We start from the raw sequence: 16,188 nt of genomic DNA, 5'->3' as shown, positions 1-16,188 counted from the left end.
GGACGACAGCTCCGGCCCTCGACAAGACGCGTTAACCGACCGGTTACCATGACGACCTAGCGCCTGCATCGAGTGCGGCGCGCTTCTGCGCCGACCGGGCGCGGACCATGATTGTCATCGAGTGGGCTCAGATCGGCTGGGCAGCAGCGAAACCACATCTCGACCTCTTCGGAACCCTCGGCCTGCTGCTGGGATTCGCCGCCGGGATCATGCCGCATCGCCGCGGGATGCTCCTCGCCTCCGCCGGATGCGCCACCGCGTTCGGCCTTCACTATCTCCATCTCGGTGCACTCACCGGCACGGCCATGTGCGCCATCGCCCTCCTGCAGAACCTGGTCTCGGCGCATGCGATCGGGCCGCAGAGCCGCGCTCCCTGGGTCGGCCCCCTCTTCGCCGCGACAACCCTCGTCGCCGCCGGCCTGACCCTGGCGACCTGGAACGGCGGTCCCTCGGCCTGTGCCGGGCTCGGGGCCCTGCTGGCGACGGCCGCGCGCCTCCAGGGCGACCCGCAGGGTATGCGGCGGCTCTTCCTCGGCGCCAGCCTGTGCTGGGCCTTTCATAACGCCCTGGTCGGCTCGGTCTTCGGGCTCACCTGCGACCTGCTCACCCTGTCGGGCCTGACGCTCGCGCTGATCCGCCACCAGCGGCGGCACCCCGCATCGCAGGCGCTCCCCGCCGCCTGAGGTCATACCGCGGCGGTCTGCTCCGTCCGCCCGCGATAGGACAGGGCCTCCGCGAGGTGGATGCGGCGGACCTGGGCCTCGCCGTCGAGGTCGGCCAGGGTGCGGGCGACGCGCAGGGTCCGGTGGAAGCCGCGCGCCGAGAGCCGCATGGTCTCGGCGGCCGACCGGATCAGGGCGGCGCCCTCCGGGTCCGGCGCGGCGACGGCCTCGATCACCGGCGACGGGCAGGTGGCATTGGTGAACGTCGCGTCGGGATCGTAGGCCGCGTAGCGCGCAGCCTGCAGAGCGCGGGCGGTCGCCACGCGCGCCGCCATCTCGGCCGAGCCCTCCGAGGGCGGTGGCAGGATGAGGTCGGCGGCCGTCACCGCCCCGACCTCGATGCGCAGGTCGATACGATCGAGGAGCGGCCCAGAGATCCGCGCGCCGTACTGGGCGATGCAGCGCTCGTTCGGCCCCCTGCGGCAGGCGTAGCCCGGCTCCAGCGCCTGCCCGCAGCGGCAGGGATTCATCGCCGCGACCAGCTGGAAGCGGGCTGGGTAGGTCACGCGGTGATTGGCCCGCGCGATCATGATCGTCCCGGTCTCCATCGGCTGGCGCAGGGAATCGAGCACCTGGGGCGTGAACTCCGGTAATTCGTCGAGGAACAGCACGCCGCCATGGGCGAGCGAGGCCTCGCCCGGACGGGCATTGATGCCCCCGCCGACCAGGGCCGCCATGGAGGCGGAATGGTGGGGCTGCCGGAACGGGCGCCGGTTCGAGAGCGCGCCGCCCTTCAGTTCGCCCGCCACCGACTGGATCATCGAGACTTCGAGGAGCTCCCGCGGCGCCAGTGGCGGCAGGATCGAGGGGAGGCGCGCGGCGAGCATCGACTTGCCCGCTCCCGGTGGCCCGTTCATCAGCAAGTTGTGGCCGCCGGCCGCCGCGATCTCCAGGGCGCGCTTGGCCCCCTCCTGACCCTTGATGTCGCGCAGGTCCGGCAAGGGGGCGCCCGGCACGGCCACCGCCGGCTCCGGCCGGGCCATCACCTGGGTCCCCTTGAAGTGGTTGGCGAGCTGAATGAGGGAGCGCGGCGCCAGCACGTCGAGGTCGCCGCCGGCCCACGCGGCCTCGGGCCCCGTCGCGGCCGGGCAGATCAGGCCTAGGCCGAGGGCACTGGCCGCCATGGCGGCGGGCAGGACGCCGGACACGGCCGTGATCGTGCCGTCGAGGGCGAGTTCGCCGAGAACGCAGTAGCCCGCGAGCGCATCCGCCGGCAGGGCACCGATGGCCCCCATCACCGCCAGGGCGATCGGCAGGTCGTAGTGCGAGCCCTCCTTCGGCAGGTCGGCCGGGGCAAGATTGACGGTGATGCGCTTGGCCGGCAGGGCGAGGCCGGAGGCGATCAGCGCCGACCGCACGCGCTCCCGGGATTCCGCCACGGCCTTGTCGGCGAGGCCCACCACCGTGAAGGCGACGATGCCGGGGGCGATCTGAACCTGAACATCGACGGCCCGCGCCTCGATGCCCTCGAACGCCACGGTGGCGACGCGCGTGACCATGCTGGACCGATCCTGGGGCGGAAAGATCCGGCGACCCTAGGAGGCACCGCACTCGGACACAACCTCTGGGCGCAGCCATCGTACGACGTCGGCAGGAACCTCACCCAGGCTGAGTGGTTCGACTGGGGTCAGAAACATTTCTCAACACAGCAGGGAGACACCATGTCGATCAAGCTCACGGGCCTCACCGCCCTCGCTCTCGGCCTCGCCTTTACCGGATCCGCCTTTGCCGACCGGAAGCCGACCCCGGAAGAGCAGACCAAGATCGAAGCCGTGCTGAAGCAGGAAGGCTTCACCAAATGGAAGAAGATCGAGGTCGAGGACGACGAGATTGAAGTCGACGACGCCATCGATGCCAATGGGAAGCAGTTCGACCTGGAACTCGACCCCAAGACCTTCGCCATCGTGAAGCGCAAGGCCGAGTAGTTCACGATGCTCATCTGGGGCGGACCACCGAATAGGCCTCGCTTCGACGTTCAGCCCTGACGGGTGAAATAGGTGCCGGCCGGCGCGGCCGAGCCGGCACCGCTCGGATTGAGCGCGCGCCACTGCGTCAGGACGGCGTCGCCGCCCCGGTGCATCTCGAACAGGTTCAGGCCGACATCGTAGAGCCGCGTACCGTAGGCGTTGACCGTGCGACCGTCGCCGAAGGTGTGAAACGCAACGGACACGCTCTCGGCCGTGCCGCTCGCCTTGCAGACGATGGTCTCGTCGGTCTGGAAGCCCTCGATCCGCAACAGACAGTCACGGTTGCCGCGTCCCGGAGCGATGTCGAGTTCGTAGGTGACGACGATCGGCGATCCGCCGACGGTGCGACCAGCATCGTGCTCGTAGAGATAGCGCCCCGCCCAGGCTCTCGGCGCCTCGGGCGCAGCAGATGCCGCCATCAGGCCCGCCACGAGGCACGTGGATACCATCAGGCTCAAGCCGAACCGCCGCGTCATCGGCGTCTCCCTCTTGGACGATACAGATCAGGGGGCGGACGTTGGCGCAGGGATCGGGCGATTTGCGGGCACGCCGCGGGCTGTCGCGAGCCGCCCTCCGAGGCGGATTTCGCTCGGAATACCCCGCATTCGCTTGGAATACCCCGCATTCGCTTGGAATACCGAAAATCTCCGTGGAATACCCGGACTCCGCGTCGAGACCCGGACTCCGCTTGCATCCGTCGCGCGCGGCAGCCATATAGCGCTCGGGAGGTTGGCGAGGGACGTTTCACTCGCCAACCGGGTCAGGTCCGGAAGGAAGCAGCCCTAACGAGACCGAGCGGGTCTTCGTCCAGCCTCCCACCTCGATCGATGCCTCGGGCTCGCGTGGCGGCACCCTCCGACCGGAGCCGCACCAACCCAGCAAGGCGGCATGGACGCGACCTCCGGTCCTCTGAGCGACGCCGGGCTCCTGCCCGGCCTTCCCGAGCCGACCCCGGCCGCCACACCCTATCGGGTGCTGGCGCGCAAGTACCGGCCCCAGAACTTCGACGATCTGATCGGCCAGGGCGCCATGGTGCGAACCTTGGCCAATGCCTTCGCGGCCAACCGCATTCCCCAGGCCTGGATGCTCACCGGCGTGCGCGGCGTCGGCAAGACCACCACGGCCCGGATCCTCGCCCGCGGCCTGAACTACGTGCGCGACGGCCATCCCGATACGGGGCCCACCATCGCGATGCCGGAGCTCGGCCGGCACTGCCAGGCCATCATGGAATCCCGGCACATGGATGTGCTGGAGATGGATGCCGCCTCGCACACCGGCATCGACGACGTGCGCGGCATCATCGACGGCATCCGCTATTCGCCGGTCTCGGCCCGCTACAAGGTCTACATCGTCGACGAGGTCCACATGCTCTCGGAGAAGGCGTTCAACGCCTTCCTGAAGACCCTGGAGGAGCCGCCGCCGCACGCCAAGTTCGTCTTCGCCACCACCGAGATCCGCAAGGTGCCGGTGACCATCCTGTCCCGCTGCCAGCGCTTCGACCTGCGCCGCGTCGAGGCGGAGACCCTGGTCGGGCACCTCGGCCGGATCTGCGCCGCCGAATCCGTCGAGGCCGACGCGGAGGCGCTGGCGGCGATCACACGGGCGGCCGAGGGCTCCGTGCGCGACGCGCTCTCGCTCCTCGACCAGGCGATCGCCCACGGGGCCGGCCTCGTCAGCGCCCAGAGCGTGCGCGACATGCTGGGGCTGGCGGATCGCGGCCGCATCGTCGACCTGTTCGAAGCGGTGATGCGCGGCGACATCCCGGCCTCCTTCGCAGAGGTGCGCGGGCAGTACGAGGCCGGCGCGGATCCGGCCGTGATCCTGTCCGACCTCGCGAGCTTCACCCACCTCGTCACCCGCCTGAAGCTGGTGCCGGAAGAGGCCGCCGCCGACCCGACCCTGAGCGAGGCGGAGCGGTCGCGCGGACGCGACTTCGCCAAAACCCTCTCGGTCCGGGTGCTGTCGCGGGCCTGGCAGATTCTCCTCAAGGCGATCCCCGAGGTGCAGACGGCCACCCGGCCCCTGGCGGCGGCCGAGATGGCCCTGGTGCGCCTCGCCTACGCCGCCGACCTGCCGACCCCGGACGAGGCCCTGCGCCAGATGAAGGCCCAGGCGCTGACGGGCCCGGCGGCGACCACCGGTGCCGCGGCCCCGTCCCCCGCCGAATCCCCGTCCCTAGCCGTGCAGTCCCCCGCCGTGGCCCCGTCCCTGGCCGTATCCCCGTCCCCGGGGGCCACCATGGCCGAGGCCCGCCCGGCCCTGTCGCCGATCCCGACCTTCTCCGGGGAGCCACCGCCGCGCCCTGCCCTGACCATGGCGGCCCATGGCGGCGGGGCGCGCCCGGCCTTGGCAAACCCGGCCTTGGCAAACCCAGCCTTGGCAAACCCGGCCCTGGCAAACCCGGCTCCGGCGCCGCAGCCCGAAGCGCCGCGCCTCCTCCGCTTCACCGACGTCGTCGCCCTGGCCGATGCCAAGCGCGATATCGGCCTGAAGATGGCCCTGGAGCGCGAGGTCCACCTCGTGCGCTTCGAGGAGGGCCGCATCGAGTTCCGCCTCGCCGAGGGCGGGCGTCAGAGCATCGCCAACGACCTCGCCCGCGCCCTGGATGCCTGGACCGGCCGGCGCTGGATCGTCGCCCTGTCGAAGGAGGCCGGCGATCCGACCCTCGACGCGACCGCGCGCGCCGCCACCGAGACCCGCCACCAGAACGCCGCCGCCCATCCGCTGGTCCGCGAGGTCCTAGCCCGCTTCCCGGGCGCGCAGATCGTCGACGTGCGCGACAAGGCGCCCGAGGGGTCGCCGGCGATCGAGGCCGCGCCCACCGGGGAAGCAGAAACCGACGAGCCCGACGACGAGGCATAGCCTCCGGGGCCGTGGCGCCCCAGATGTGATCCATCCCAATTCCGGAACGAGAGAGGGCAGACCCGATGCGCGACCTCATGGGCATCATGAAGCAGGCCCAGGCCATGCAGGAGAAGATGGCCTCCCTGCAGGACGAGCTCGACACCGTCGAGGTGTCCGGTGCGTCGGGCGGGGGCGCGGTCCGGGTGACGATGACGGCGAAGGGCCTCGTGAAGGGCGTGCAGCTCGACCCCGCCATGCTGGTGGCCGACGAGCGCGAGATCCTCGAGGACCTCATCGTGGCCGCCGTCAACGATGCCCGCGGCAAGGCCGAACAGGTTGCAGCCGAGCGGATGGCCGAGCTCACAAAGGGCCTGCCGATCCCCCCGGGCATGAAGCTGTTCTAAGTCCGTCAATCCGGCAATTGAGCAACATCGATCACAATTTGGTCGTTGAAGCGTTGCCATAGAGCCGGCGGAGTGGAACGTTGGGTCTCCAACGTTCTCCCGCCGGCCGGATCATGAACTTTGATGCGCATCTTCCTCGGGTTACGCCGATACAGCCCAAGGCTGTACCGGGACGCTTGAGGGACATTGCACCCCTGATCGTCGGCTTTCTACTCCTGATCGCAACAGTTGCTGCGACAGCCAGCCTGGTTGCGGAGCAGGATGCGAACCGAGCCGAACTGCGTCGCAGCGTCCGCATTCGAGACGCCATCTTCACCCTGTATTCCGGCATCCAGGATGCCGAATCGGGTCAGCGGGGGTTTCTCCTCTCGGGCGACGAGATTTACCTCAAGCTCTACGAGGAGGCCGTCGCGAGGACGCCCGGTCGCCTGTCCACCATCGCGGAGGCCGTGGCACGCAATCCCGGCATGGCGGCGATCATCGCCCGGCTGAGCCACGCCGCCGAAGCCAAGGTCGCGGAAATGCAGGAGACCATCGTCCTGCGCCGCGCCGGCCAAGTCGAAGCGGCCCTGGCGCGCATGCGCTCCGGCGAGGGCAAGCACCTCATGGACGAGGTCCGCACGCTCTTCGGGGAGGCCCAGGCCGACAATTACAGCCGCCTGATCCGCCGTCAGGAACAGGCGGGCGAGGCGGCACGCCAGGTGCAACTCGCCGTCGCGGCGGCCGTCATCCTGGTGGTCGTGCTGGGTGCCTACGTGGTGATCGATGCGGGCCAGCGGCATCAGCGCACACTCCGTGCCCACGCCGCCCTGCAGGAAGCGAACGCCTCCCTGATCGAGGCCGCCGCCACCCGGGACATGCTCGAGGACCGCCTGCGGCAATCCCAGAAGATGGAGGCCCTCGGTCAACTCACCGGCGGCCTCGCGCACGACTTCAACAACATGCTGGCGATCATCATCGGCAATCTCAGCCTCCTCAAGCGGCGGCTGGAGCGCGGAGAGCATGCGGTGGAGCGCTACGCCGAGCAGGCCCTCAAGGGCGCCGACCGGGCAGCGACCCTCACGCATCGGCTGCTTGCCTTCGCTCGCAAGCAGCCCCTGGCCCCGGAGGCCATCGCCTGTAACCGTCTCATCGCCGCGATGTCCGACCTGCTGCGCCGCAGCCTCGGTGAATCCATCCGGATCGAGACCGTGGCGGCCCCCGACCTCTGGACCACGCAGGCCGATGCCAACCAACTGGAGAACGCGATTCTCAACCTGGCGGTGAACGCCCGCGACGCGATGCCGAAGGGCGGCCGCCTCATCATCGAGACCGACAACGTCCATCTCGACGAGGCCTATGCCGCCCAGAATCCCGGCGTTCCGGCCGGCCAATACGTCCTCGTGGCCCTGACGGACAGCGGGAGCGGCATGCCGCCCGACGTTGCCGCCAAGGCGTTCGATCCGTTCTTCACGACGAAACCCGTCGGACAGGGCACCGGCCTCGGTCTCAGCCAAGTCTACGGCTTCGTTCGCCAGTCCGGCGGGCACGTGGCGATCTATTCCGAGCCCGAGCGGGGAACGACGGTCCGGCTCTACCTGCCGCGTCATTTCGGTGACGCCGCCGAGATGGAGCGCGTCACGCCGACGATGCTCCCGGAGGGCTCGGCCCGGGAGGTGATACTGGTCGTCGAGGACGAGGACGGCGTGCGCGACCTGGCCGTCGAGGCCTTGCGCGACCTGCGTTACACCGTGATCCATGCCGAGGGCGCCAAGGATGCCCTGCAGATGCTCGACACGCATCCCGAGATCGCACTACTCTTCACCGACGTCGTCATGCCGGAGGTCAACGGCCGCGAACTCGCCGAGGCCGTCCACCAGCGCCGGCCCGATCTGCCGGTCCTGTTCACGACGGGCTATACGCGCAACGCCATCGTGCATAACGGGCTCGTCGACGCCGACGTGCAGTTGCTGGCCAAGCCCTATACGCTGGAGCAGCTGGCCCTGAAGGTGCGTCAGGCGATGGTGCGCGAGGCGGCCTGAGCGATCCTGCCCGGCACGCCGGCGTGCCGAATGCCCGGGCGGAGGCACGATTTACCCCGCCATCAACCGGTCTGCAGCCGATAGCCTCGCATTTCACCGATTGAAGTCGGGCTGTCTTAACGGATGCCCGTGTCTGCTGACGGCATGGATGAGCATCGCCACGCCGTTCGAGCCTCGACGCATCTGTCCGGTCGTGTTGCCCTCGACGGGGCATCGGCCGAGACGACGCCCTGCCTCGTGCGAAACCTGTCGCCCATCGGGGCACGTGTCGCGTTCTGCTCGGAGGTCGAGGTCCCGGACAGCTTCGACCTCTTCCTCGATCCGGGCGAGACCGCCTACCGGGCGCACACGATCTGGTCCAGCGGCAACGAAGTCGGCGTCCTCTTCCGCGAAGCGCGGGAGAATGCCCCCGAGGTCCTGTGCGACGATGCGCTGTGCGGCGAAGATCCTGCGACCGGTCCGATCCCGAAACCGTAGCGCCCGCATCGGACTCCGTGCCGGGACGCGGACGCTCGCGCGCCGCGCCCCGGAAGGCGAGCGCTCAGGCGGCCGCGGAGCGCACCGGTTCGGCAGCGCGGACATCCGCGTCCACGTGGGCGGCGAAGCGCTTGAAGTTCTCCTGGAACATCGTGACGAGGCGCGTCGCGGTCTCGTGGAAGGCGGGCTTGTTGGTCCAGGTCTCGATCGGAGAGAGCACCTCCGTCTCGACGCCCGGGACCGCGACGGGCACCTGGAAGCCGAAATAGGGGTCGCGCCGGAACTCGACATGCGCCAGGGAGCCGTCGAGGGCGGCCGTGAGCAGGCGGCGCGTGACCCGGATCGGCATGCGGCGCCCGGTGCCGACGCCGCCGCCGGTCCAGCCGGTGTTCACGAGCCAGCAATCCACGTCATGATCGGCGATCAGGTCCCGCAGCAGGTTGCCGTAGACGCTGGGGTGGCGGGGCATGAACGGTGCACCGAAGCAGGTTGAGAACGTCGCCTCGGGTGCGGTCAGCCCCCGTTCCGTGCCGGCAACCTTGGCGGTGTAACCGGACAGGAAGTGGTACATCGCCTCGGCGCCGGTCAGCTTGGCGATCGGCGGCATCACGCCGAAGGCATCACAGGTGAGCATCACGATGTTCTTGGGATGCGCGGCACGCCCCGTGGCGCTCGCATTGGCGATGAAGTCGAGCGGATAGGCGCACCGGGTGTTCTCGGTGAGCGAGGCGTCGTCGAAGTCCGGGATCCGGGTCTCGGGGTCGATCACCACGTTCTCCATCACCGTGCCGAAGCGCTCGGTGGTGGCGTAGATCTCCGGCTCGGCATTGCGCGAGAGGCGGATGGTCTTGGCGTAGCAACCGCCCTCAAAGTTGAAGATGCCCTCCTGGCTCCAGCCGTGCTCGTCGTCGCCCAGGAGCTGGCGCGAGGAATCGTTGGAGAGGGTGGTCTTGCCGGTGCCGGACAGGCCGAAGAACAGGGCCGAGTCGCCGGCCTCGTCGAGGGCCGCGTTGGCCGAGCAGTGCATCGGCATCACGCCGGCCTTGGGCAAGATGTAGTTCAGGTAGGTGAAGACCGACTTCTTCATTTCGCCGGCATAGGCCGAGCCGCCGATGAGGACGAGCTTGCGCGCGAAGTCGATGGCGATCACCGTCTTCGAGCGGCAGCCGTGGCGGTGCGGCTCAGCCTGGAAACTCGGCAGGTCGATGATCGTCAGCTCGGGCACGTAGCCCGCGAGCGACGCGCGATCCGGCCGGATCAGTAGGTTCCGGATGAACAGGGAGTGCCAGGCGAGCTCCGTGTACACCCGCGCATTGACGCCGTGCGAGGGGTCGGCGCCGCCGCGCAGGTCCTGGGCGAAGAGCTCGCGACCCTCCGCATGGGCGAGGAAATCAGCGTACAGGGTCTCGAACTGCTCGGGCGTGATCGCGCCGTTGTTGTCCCACCAGATCTCGTTCTCCGTGGCGGCGTCGCGCACCACGAACTTGTCCTTGGGCGAGCGGCCGGTGTGAGACCCGGTGGTGGCCACGAAGGCGCCACCCCGGGCGAGCTGGCCCTCGCCACGCGCCAGAGCCTCTTCGTAGAGGCGGGGAACCTCGAGGTTCCAGTGAACCGCCTTCAGGTTGCGCAGCCCGATGGCTTCGGAACCGTGCGCTGCATTGAACGGGCCAATATTCATCACGCTCATCTCTCCTCGGGCACCTGATCGCGTCGCCCCCATGACGGGAGCCCTGCCGGCTCTCCGTATTCGTTCGGATCTCGAGCGTCCGCGTGGTTGGTCAGGTCCACCGCGCGCAGGTTCACCGCTCGAGTTCCGCGCCTCTCCTGAATAGAGACGGCACCGTTGCCGTCAATCCGCCTGTTGGCCAACAAAAAGTCTTACATGACCAGGATGAACACCCGAGCGGCCCCGTGAACCGGGCCGGCGCGACAAGCTTTTCGGCGCGTTTCCGGAACGCTGGGGGCGAAATTCCGGGCCGGAAACCCTATGTCAGGCGGTACGGAACAGCCGGGCGCGCCGGAGCTGCACCGTCTCATCCGCCTACCGCTCCGCCGTCCGCCGCGTGGGCGTCCCCACCGTCACGAGAATTTGCGTCCATGGCACAAGCCGTCGCCGGTCCCGAGATCGAGCGCCTGATCCAGCTTCTGGCCCGCATGCCGGGCCTGGGGCCCCGCTCCGCCCGCCGCGCCGCCCTGCAGCTCATCAAGAAGCGCGAGACGCTGCTGGCGCCCCTGGCGGACGCGATGCGGGTGGCGTCGGAACGCATCGTCGTGTGCCAGGCCTGCGGCAACGTCGATACGCGCGATCCCTGCACGATCTGCTGCGACGCGGCGCGCGACCCGGCCACCCTGGTGGTGGTGGAGGACGTCTCGGACCTCTGGGCCCTGGAGCGCTCCGGCGCGGTGACGGCCCGCTACCACGTCCTCGGCGGCGTACTCTCGGCCCTCGACGGCGTGCGGCCCGAGCACCTCAACCTCGACAGCCTCGTGGCCCGCGCCGCCGACCCGGCCATGCGGGAGATCATCCTGGCTCTCAACGCCACCGTCGACGGGCAGACGACGGCCCACTACGTCACCGAATCCCTGAAGGCGCACGGCCTCAAGGTGACCCGCCTCGCCCACGGCGTCCCGGTCGGCGGCGAGCTCGACTACCTCGACGAGGGCACCCTCACCGCCGCGATCCGCAGCCGCACGCCGTTCTGACGCCGGAACCCGCAGGCCTGGTATTTGACCGGCCTCCGGTGCACCCGTATCTGCGGGGGCTCAAGGCCGCCGCCCGCCCCGCACCCGTTTCAAGTCCGATCGCCCCATGACCATCCGCCCCCTCGTGATCCTGCCCGATGCGCGCCTGCGCCTTGCCTCCGCGCCGGTCGGCCCCGTGACCGACGAGATCCGGACGCTCGCCGCCGACATGCTGGAGACCATGTACGACGCCCCCGGCGTCGGCCTCGCGGCGATCCAGATCGGCGTGCCGAAGCGGATCGTCACCATCGACACCTCGAAGGACGAGAACGACCGCCAGCCTCAGGTCTTCCTCAACCCCGAGATCGTCTGGGCCTCGGAGGAGAAGCGGATCTACGATGAGGGATGCCTGTCGATCCCCGAATTCTACGGGGAGGTCGAGCGGCCCGACCGCGTGCGCGTCCGCTTCCGCGACCTCGACGGCCGGGAGCAGGAGATCGAGGCCGACGGGCTGCTGGCGACCTGCATCCAGCACGAGATCGACCACCTCGACGGGGTGCTGTTCATCGACCACCTGTCGAAGCTGAAGCGCGACCGGGTGGTGAAGAAGTTCGCCAAGGCGGCCAAGCGCGGCGACGTCTGAGACCGGGTGCGGGGGGAGAGCCATGCGCGTCGTCTTCATGGGCACGCCGGACTTCGCCGTGCCGACCCTGGCGCGCCTCGCCGCCGACGGCCACGCCATCGCGGCGGTCTACACCCGTGCGCCGGCCAAGGCCGGACGCGGCATGGCGCTCAAGCCCTCCCCCGTGCAGGCGATGGCCGAGAGCCTCGGCGCGCCGGTGTTGACGCCCACGAGCCTGAAGGGTGCGGAGGCCGCCGGGACCTTCGCCGGCCATGCGGCCGATGTCGCCGTGGTGGTCGCCTACGGCCTGCTCCTGCCTCAGGCGATCCTCGACCTGCCGCGCCACGGCTGCCTCAACCTGCACGGCTCGCTCCTGCCCCGCTGGCGCGGCGCGGCCCCGATCCAGCGTGCCGTGATGGCCGGCGACGCGGAGAGCGGCGTCGGCATCATGCGCATGGAGGCCGGCCTCGATACCGGCCCCGTGGCGCTGGAGGCGCGGATTCCCATCACCCCCGGCATGACGGCCGGACAACTCCACGACGCGCTGATGCCGCTCGGCGCCGACCTCATGGCCCGCGCGCTCCGGGATGTGGAGCGGGACGCACTGGCCTTCACCCCCCAGGCTCCGGAGGGCGTGGTCTACGCCCACAAGATCACCAACGACGAGGCCCGGATCGACTGGACCCGACCGGCCCACGCGGTCGCCAACCACGTCCAGGGCCTGTCGCCGTTCCCCGGCGCCTTCTTCGAGGCGGATTTCGGCAAGGGGCCCGAGCGGGTGAAGGTGCTCTCGGCCGAGGCCGTGCCGGGCTCCGGCACCCCCGGTACGCTCCTCGACGCCGAGGGAACGATCGCTTGTGGCGAGGGTGCCGTGCGCCTGTGCGCAGTGCGGCGCGCCGGAAAGGGAGGCGTCAGCAGCGGGGCCGAGTTCGTGCGCGGCACCCACCGAACGCCGGGGACGCCGTTGGCATGACCGCACCGGTTCACGCCTGATGCCGCGCTACAAGCTCGTCATCGAGTACGACGGCAGCCCGTTCTGCGGCTGGCAGCGCCAGACCGCGCAGCCCTCCGTCCAGGGCGCGATCGAGTCGGCGGTCAAGCGCTTCTCCGGCGAGGTCGCGGGCCTCACCTGCGCCGGCCGCACCGATACCGGCGTCCACGCCACGCATCAGGTGGCTCATCTCGACCTCGAACGGGCGTGGCGCACCGATGTGGTGCGGGACGCGCTCAACGCGCATCTGCGCCCGAACCCGGTGGCGATCCTCAGCGCCGAGATCGTCGACGCCGATTTCAACGCGCGGCACTCCGCCACCCGCCGGCACTATCGCTACCGCATCCTCAACCGGCGCAGCCCCCCCGTGCTCAACCGCGCCCATGTCTGGCAGGTCCCCTGGCCCCTCGACGTCGGGCTGATGCGCAACGCGGCCGCACGCCTCCTCGGGCTGCACGACTTCACCGCCTTCCGGGCCGCCGAGTGCCAGGCGAAGAGCCCGATCCGAACCCTCGATCAGCTGGATGTCGCCGTCCTGCCGATGGGCCTGCACGACGAGATCGTGGTGGCGACGTCGGCGCGCGCCTTCCTGCATCATCAGGTCCGTTCGATGGTCGGCACCCTCATGCTGGCCGGCGCCGGCCGTATCAGCGCGGACGACGTGAGCGAGATCCTGGCAAGTCGGGACCGCAGCCGCTGCGGGCCCCTGGCCCCCGCCCGCGGGCTCACTCTGGTCGGCGTCGATTACGGCGATCACACAACCGTGCGTTAAGAATTCCCTACTTTAAGTTGATACGACGGCAGGAAACCTGATGATCCGTCGCGTCCGGTGCAATTCGCATCGGGGCGATGGAATTTGCCGTGACGAATCCTCCTGTTCATCTGCTCATCCTCGGCGCAACCGTCTTCGCTGCCCTGTCGCCCTTCATCTTCATCGCAATCCGCGAAGCCGTGAAGCGCCAGAGACAGGAGATCGTCCGGGACTTGGCGGCCGTCTTCGACATTGCGGGGCCTTCGAGCCAACGTCTGATCCCATCCTTCGAATTCGTGAAGTACAAGTACTTCGTTGGCCGACCCAAGCTGTTTGGAAAAGGGGGATCGCCCGATTCATCGGACGGATCTCTGGATATTTTTGACCGATCGCGACACCGGGAGGACTTCACGACAACAGCCTGGATCCTCGGCAGCATCGCCTTCAGCGTGCTGGCGGCAGTCGCTGTGTTTCATACCCTCTCGCTGCTTGCGACGCTTCTGTGCGCCACGGGGTCGGGGTTCGCGTGGCTGGATGGCACCTGTCTGACGAACCAGGATCGGACCGCGGTCTGGCTGTTCGGCGTCTGTGCGGCCTTCGCCGGCAGCTACCTCACGGCGCTGCGCAACCTGTACCGAGCGATCAAGAACTTCGACCTGAGCCCCGCGACCATCGTCGGCGAAACGATCAAGATCGTGATTGGCATCGTCCTCGCGCCGATCCTGGTGGTCGGCCTGCTGCGGTTTGGGACGAGCCTCGCGGAAGCCATCGCGACGCTTGAGGACCCGATGCGTTCCCCGCTGGTGCTCGCCCTGGCGATTACCGGCTGTTTCGTCGCCGGCATCATGCCCGACGTCGTACTGCGCAACATCCTCCAGCGCGATAAGCTGAAGAACTTCAAGCGGGAGGAACGCGAGGTCTTTCGCGCCTTCAAGATTACGCCCGTGGAGATCATCGACGGTATCGACAGCGAGATCCGTGTCCGTCTCGACGACCACCACATCCATTCGACCCAGAACCTGGCGGCCGCCAACCCGCTGATGCTGTTCGTCGAGACGCCCTACGGGGTTTATCAGATCATGGATTGGGTCGCGCAGGCGCAGCTCTGTTGCTCGGTCGGGCGCGAGCGAGTCATCCGGCTCTGGCCCCTGGGCGTGCGGACCCTGTTCGACCTCGAACGGCTGGCCGCGCCGAGCGCGACGCGCAACGAGGCTCTGTTGCTCGAAGTCGGCCGCATCATCCTGGGCGCGCCCATGATCGACGCGGCAGCGGACCGGCAGGCCGCCGTCGACCTGGTCGTCGCCAGCATCGAATTGCGGCTCGACGACCCCCACGTCCAGCGGTTGCGCCAGATCTTCATCGCGGTGGGCGACCGCCTCGGGCCGGACTGCCGGCGTTTCCGAGCCCAGCCCGCGGGCGCGTCCGGCAACGCGACCTGAGGGGCCAAGGCCACGAACACCCGCGTGCGGTCGCGACGGACGGGCTAGCGCCCGGCGAAATACGCCGCCAGCACGCGGGTGTAGATCGCCGTGAGCCGGTTCAGGTCCGCGACCGGCACGCACTCGTCGGTCTGGTGCATGGTCTGGCCGACGAGGCCGAACTCGATGACCGGGCAGGCCTCCTTGATGAAACGCGCATCCGAGGTGCCGCCCGTGGTCGAGAGCACCGGGCGGCGGCCGGTCTCGGTGGCGATGGCGCCGGCGACGAGTTCGGTGAAGGCGTCGGGCTCGGTGAGGAAGGCGGGTGAGTTCGAGGGCAGCAGTTCGAGGCTGTAGCGTACGCTCCGGCCGGCCGCCGCGTCGAGACGGGCCCGGATCTCGGCGCTCAGGGTCTCGGCGGTCCAGCGATCGTTGAACCGGACGTTGAAGGTGCCGCGCGCCTCGGCCGGGATGACGTTGGTGGCCGTGTTGCCGACGTCGAGGGTGGTGAATTCCAGGTTCGAGGCACCGAAATGCTGGGTGCCGGCATCGAGCGGCGCGGCGAGGAGCGCAGCGGCGAGGCGCAGGAGCCCGGGAATCGGATTCTCGGCGAGGTCCGGGTAGGCGACGTGGCCCTGGCGTCCCTGCACCGTCAGCCGGCCCGTGAGCGAGCCGCGCCGGCCGATCTTGATCATGTCGCCGAGCACGTCCGGGTTGGTGGGCTCGCCGAGGAGGCAATGGTCGAAGCGCTCGCCCCGGGCCCGGGCCCATTCGAGGAGCTTCACCGTGCCGTTGATCGCAGGCCCTTCCTCGTCGCCGGTGATGAGGAAGCCGATCGATCCCGGAAGATCCGGACCGGCCACGTCGAGGTAGTCGAGGACGGCGGCCAGCATGCAGGCGATCCCGCCCTTCATGTCGACGGCCCCGCGCCCGTACAGCACCCCGTTCTCCACGGTCCCGGCGAAGGGGCCGTGGCGCCAACGGGCGACATCGCCGGGGGGCACCACGTCGGTGTGACCGGCGAACAGAAGGCAGGGCGCCTTCGTACCGATGCGGGCGTAGAGGTTGTCGATGTCGGGCGTGCCCGGTTCGGAGAAGCGCGGGCGCTCCACGCGGAACCCCGCCCCCGCGAGGATGCCGGTGAGCCAGGCGAGGGCGCCTCCCTCTTCCGGGGTCACCGAGGGGCAGCGGATCAGGCCTTGGGCGAGGGCGAGGGGGGAGCGGTCGAGGGGCGCGTTCGGCACGGGCGGGACTCTCGCGTGATGTCCGGGTGCGGACGGCCATAGGCG

15 protein-coding genes and 1 other RNA gene are annotated in these 16,188 nt (G+C 69.4%); 12 read left to right on the top strand and 4 right to left on the bottom strand.

Going from position 1 to position 16,188, the window contains the following annotated elements; all coding sequences use genetic code 11:
• Positions 1 to 107: 107 nt before the first annotated feature.
• Positions 108 to 683, top strand: coding sequence for a YgjV family protein (locus AC0IY1_RS20400; protein WP_471771919.1), 576 nt, complete (start codon positions 108 to 110; stop codon positions 681 to 683).
• Positions 684 to 685: 2 nt separating this feature from the next.
• Here the strand turns inward: AC0IY1_RS20400 and AC0IY1_RS20395 are convergent, their stop codons facing one another.
• On the bottom strand, positions 686 to 2,221 hold the full coding sequence (locus AC0IY1_RS20395; RefSeq protein ID WP_471771917.1) for a YifB family Mg chelatase-like AAA ATPase: 1,536 nt from the start codon (positions 2,219 to 2,221) through the stop codon (positions 686 to 688).
• A gap of 162 nt (positions 2,222 to 2,383) precedes the next feature.
• Here AC0IY1_RS20395 and AC0IY1_RS20390 point away from each other — a divergent pair, with 162 nt between their 5' ends.
• Positions 2,384 to 2,647, top strand: coding sequence for a PepSY domain-containing protein (locus tag AC0IY1_RS20390; protein ID WP_103708487.1), 264 nt, complete (start codon positions 2,384 to 2,386; stop codon positions 2,645 to 2,647).
• 50 nt (positions 2,648 to 2,697) lie between these two features.
• On the opposite strand, the gene AC0IY1_RS20385 is transcribed toward AC0IY1_RS20390, so the two are convergent.
• Positions 2,698 to 3,165, bottom strand: a complete 468-nt coding sequence (locus AC0IY1_RS20385; protein ID WP_471771915.1) for a DUF5991 domain-containing protein — start codon at positions 3,163 to 3,165, stop codon at positions 2,698 to 2,700.
• A gap of 247 nt (positions 3,166 to 3,412) precedes the next feature.
• Between AC0IY1_RS20385 and ffs the strand changes: the two genes are divergently transcribed.
• The 5 genes from ffs to AC0IY1_RS20360 all read left to right on the top strand — a co-directional run bounded on the left by ffs (position 3,413) and on the right by AC0IY1_RS20360 (position 8,435).
• An RNA gene (gene ffs, locus AC0IY1_RS20380) (signal recognition particle sRNA small type) lies at positions 3,413 to 3,509 on the top strand.
• A gap of 68 nt (positions 3,510 to 3,577) precedes the next feature.
• The gene (locus AC0IY1_RS20375) at positions 3,578 to 5,551 is read left to right on the top strand and encodes a DNA polymerase III subunit gamma/tau (RefSeq protein ID WP_471771913.1); all 1,974 of its coding nucleotides are present in this window, start codon (positions 3,578 to 3,580) and stop codon (positions 5,549 to 5,551) included.
• 65 nt (positions 5,552 to 5,616) lie between these two features.
• Entirely contained in the window at positions 5,617 to 5,937 is a 321-nt protein-coding gene (locus AC0IY1_RS20370; RefSeq protein WP_055947962.1) for a YbaB/EbfC family nucleoid-associated protein, read from the top strand.
• Positions 5,938 to 6,113: 176 nt separating this feature from the next.
• Complete coding sequence (locus AC0IY1_RS20365) at positions 6,114 to 7,958, top strand: CHASE3 domain-containing protein (RefSeq protein ID WP_055947959.1); 1,845 nt, start codon at positions 6,114 to 6,116, stop codon at positions 7,956 to 7,958.
• 144 nt (positions 7,959 to 8,102) lie between these two features.
• On the top strand, positions 8,103 to 8,435 hold the full coding sequence (locus tag AC0IY1_RS20360) for a hypothetical protein (protein WP_055947956.1): 333 nt from the start codon (positions 8,103 to 8,105) through the stop codon (positions 8,433 to 8,435).
• Positions 8,436 to 8,499: 64 nt separating this feature from the next.
• On the opposite strand, the gene AC0IY1_RS20355 is transcribed toward AC0IY1_RS20360, so the two are convergent.
• Positions 8,500 to 10,116 carry a phosphoenolpyruvate carboxykinase gene (locus tag AC0IY1_RS20355; protein ID WP_471771909.1) on the bottom strand — a complete coding sequence of 539 codons (1,617 nt, stop codon included), beginning with the start codon at positions 10,114 to 10,116 and terminating at the stop codon, positions 8,500 to 8,502.
• A gap of 416 nt (positions 10,117 to 10,532) precedes the next feature.
• On the opposite strand from AC0IY1_RS20355, the gene recR reads away from it, so the two are divergent.
• The 5 genes from recR to AC0IY1_RS20330 all read left to right on the top strand — a co-directional run bounded on the left by recR (position 10,533) and on the right by AC0IY1_RS20330 (position 14,920).
• A complete protein-coding gene (gene recR / locus AC0IY1_RS20350) occupies positions 10,533 to 11,138 on the top strand; it encodes a recombination mediator RecR (RefSeq protein WP_055947953.1) in 606 nt (201 codons plus the stop codon).
• Positions 11,139 to 11,244: 106 nt separating this feature from the next.
• Complete coding sequence (locus AC0IY1_RS20345) at positions 11,245 to 11,760, top strand: peptide deformylase (protein ID WP_055947950.1); 516 nt, start codon at positions 11,245 to 11,247, stop codon at positions 11,758 to 11,760.
• A gap of 22 nt (positions 11,761 to 11,782) precedes the next feature.
• Positions 11,783 to 12,712: a methionyl-tRNA formyltransferase gene (fmt, locus tag AC0IY1_RS20340; protein WP_471771907.1), complete on the top strand. Its 930-nt coding sequence runs from the start codon at positions 11,783 to 11,785 to the stop codon at positions 12,710 to 12,712.
• 19 nt (positions 12,713 to 12,731) lie between these two features.
• Positions 12,732 to 13,502 (top strand): tRNA pseudouridine(38-40) synthase TruA, encoded by a 771-nt coding sequence (gene truA, locus AC0IY1_RS20335; RefSeq protein ID WP_471771905.1) that lies wholly within the window; start codon positions 12,732 to 12,734, stop codon positions 13,500 to 13,502.
• 77 nt (positions 13,503 to 13,579) lie between these two features.
• The gene (locus AC0IY1_RS20330; protein WP_471771903.1) at positions 13,580 to 14,920 is read left to right on the top strand and encodes a hypothetical protein; all 1,341 of its coding nucleotides are present in this window, start codon (positions 13,580 to 13,582) and stop codon (positions 14,918 to 14,920) included.
• A gap of 44 nt (positions 14,921 to 14,964) precedes the next feature.
• On the opposite strand, the gene dapE is transcribed toward AC0IY1_RS20330, so the two are convergent.
• The gene (dapE, locus tag AC0IY1_RS20325; protein ID WP_471771900.1) at positions 14,965 to 16,143 is read right to left on the bottom strand and encodes a succinyl-diaminopimelate desuccinylase; all 1,179 of its coding nucleotides are present in this window, start codon (positions 16,141 to 16,143) and stop codon (positions 14,965 to 14,967) included.
• Positions 16,144 to 16,188 lie beyond the last annotated feature (45 nt).

This window comes from Methylobacterium sp. AC690 (genome assembly GCF_979256535.1).
Note: the sequence above shows the minus strand (reverse complement) of the source record. Positions and strands in the feature narration are given on the sequence as shown.

Excerpts from the sequence above, each read along its gene's own strand:
- AC0IY1_RS20375 (WP_471771913.1), top strand. The coding sequence starts at position 3,578 with ATGGACGCGACCTCCGGTCCTCTGAGCGACGCCGGGCTCCTGCCCGGC.
- fmt (WP_471771907.1), top strand. The coding sequence starts at position 11,783 with ATGCGCGTCGTCTTCATGGGCACGCCGGACTTCGCCGTGCCGACCCTG.
- truA (WP_471771905.1), top strand. The coding sequence starts at position 12,732 with ATGCCGCGCTACAAGCTCGTCATCGAGTACGACGGCAGCCCGTTCTGC.
- AC0IY1_RS20400 (WP_471771919.1), top strand. The coding sequence starts at position 108 with ATGATTGTCATCGAGTGGGCTCAGATCGGCTGGGCAGCAGCGAAACCA.
- AC0IY1_RS20385 (WP_471771915.1), bottom strand. The coding sequence starts at position 3,165 with ATGACGCGGCGGTTCGGCTTGAGCCTGATGGTATCCACGTGCCTCGTG.
- AC0IY1_RS20360 (WP_055947956.1), top strand. The coding sequence starts at position 8,103 with ATGGATGAGCATCGCCACGCCGTTCGAGCCTCGACGCATCTGTCCGGT.
- AC0IY1_RS20395 (WP_471771917.1), bottom strand. The coding sequence starts at position 2,221 with ATGGTCACGCGCGTCGCCACCGTGGCGTTCGAGGGCATCGAGGCGCGG.
- AC0IY1_RS20390 (WP_103708487.1), top strand. The coding sequence starts at position 2,384 with ATGTCGATCAAGCTCACGGGCCTCACCGCCCTCGCTCTCGGCCTCGCC.
- recR (WP_055947953.1), top strand. The coding sequence starts at position 10,533 with ATGGCACAAGCCGTCGCCGGTCCCGAGATCGAGCGCCTGATCCAGCTT.
- AC0IY1_RS20330 (WP_471771903.1), top strand. The coding sequence starts at position 13,580 with ATGGAATTTGCCGTGACGAATCCTCCTGTTCATCTGCTCATCCTCGGC.
- AC0IY1_RS20345 (WP_055947950.1), top strand. The coding sequence starts at position 11,245 with ATGACCATCCGCCCCCTCGTGATCCTGCCCGATGCGCGCCTGCGCCTT.
- AC0IY1_RS20370 (WP_055947962.1), top strand. The coding sequence starts at position 5,617 with ATGCGCGACCTCATGGGCATCATGAAGCAGGCCCAGGCCATGCAGGAG.